Origin of the sequence: Streptomyces sp. NPDC002018 (assembly GCF_042890865.1) — a bacterium.
Taxonomy (GTDB): domain Bacteria; phylum Actinomycetota; class Actinomycetes; order Streptomycetales; family Streptomycetaceae; genus Streptomyces.
The window spans coordinates 1-1450 of the sequence record NZ_JBIASO010000059.1; the positions used below are offsets into that span (position 1 = coordinate 1).

The window sequence follows — 1450 nt, forward strand, 5'->3', positions numbered from 1 at the left end:
CTAGTAGGGCTTGGTCATGTGCCTTCCGTGATGGCGTGTCTTCTTGATCGGTCGTGTCGTTGATCGGGTGTGCTGGGTGAGGAGTTGGCTGCGGTCCGGTGTGATCTGGAGGACTTCGCGGCGGAGATGTTCGAGCCGTTCGCGCGGGCGGATCAGCGACGGTGGGGCAGCGTGTATCTGCGGGGCCTGCTGCTGGACGGCGGGCGCAAGTCGGTGGAGCCGATGGCCGCCCGCCTGGGCGAGGACGGGAACCGGCAGGCCCTGGCGCACTTCATCACGTCCAGCCCGTGGGATGCGGCGCATGTGCGGGCCCGTCTGGCCTGGCGGATGCAGCCGGTCGTCAAGCCGACCGCGCTCGTCATCGATGACACCGGGTTCCTCAAGGACGGGGACGCGTCCGCGTGTGTGACCCGGCAGTACACCGGCACCGCGGGCAAGGTCACCAACTGCCAGGCCGGCGTCTCACTGCACCTGGCTTCCGACGGTGCCTCGGCGGCGGTGAACTGGCGTCTGTTCCTGCCCGGGAGCTGGGATCCCGCGTCGCCGAAAGCCGATCCGGCCAAGGTCGGCCGCCGTGCCAGATGCGCCATCCCCGCCGAGGTGGGTCATGTCGAGAAGTGGCAGCTGGCCCTCGACATGATCGACGAGACGCGGTCCTGGGGCATCGATGTGCCCCAGGTCATCGCCGACGGCGGCTACGGGGACACCGCCGCCTTCCGGCTCGGCCTGGAAGAACGCGGTCTCGACTACGTAGTGGGAATCTCGACCACGACCACCGCGCAACCCGAGGACGCCCAGCCCTGCATCCCCGCCTGCACGGGCCGGGGACGACGGCCGGTCCCGGCCTACCCCGAGTCGGCGCAGACTGTGAAGAGCCTGGTCATCGCGGCCGGGAAACGCGCCGCACGGCCGGTGCAGTGGCGGGAGGGATCGCGGCCCGGCAGCGGCCGGAGCGGGCACAGACGCATGTACTCGCGCTTCGTGGCCCTGCGGATCCGGCCCGCCGGACGTGAGATCTGCAAGGCCACGGCCGCCACGGAGCTTCCGGTCCGCTGGCTGCTGGCCGAATGGCCCGCCGACCAGGGCGAGCCCGTGAAGTTCTGGCTCTCCAACCTGCCCGAGACCACCCCGCTGCCCGTCCTCGTGCGCACCGCGAAGCTCCGCTGGCGCATCGAGAACGATTACCGCGAGATGAAACAGGCCCTGGGCCTGGCCCACTTCGAAGGCCGGACCTGGCCAGGCTGGCACCATCACGTCACCCTCGTCTCGGTCGCCCACGCCTTCTGCACCCTGCAACGGCTGAGCCGATCCCCAAAAGAGACGGCGTCGGCCTGAGCCTCTACCGAGTCGTCCGCGAACTGCAGATACTCCTCGCGATCTGGACCGGCGCCTGCCCCACCTGTCACCGCGACATGCCAGACCTCGCACCAACATGACCAAGCACTACTAG

1 protein-coding gene is annotated in these 1450 nt (G+C 69.3%); it reads left to right on the top strand.

From position 1 onward, the window contains the following. The first annotated feature begins 69 nt into the window (after positions 1 to 69). The gene (locus ACFYYH_RS34485; RefSeq protein WP_388559887.1) at positions 70 to 1335 is read left to right on the top strand and encodes an IS701 family transposase; all 1266 of its coding nucleotides are present in this window, start codon (positions 70 to 72) and stop codon (positions 1333 to 1335) included. Positions 1336 to 1450 lie beyond the last annotated feature (115 nt).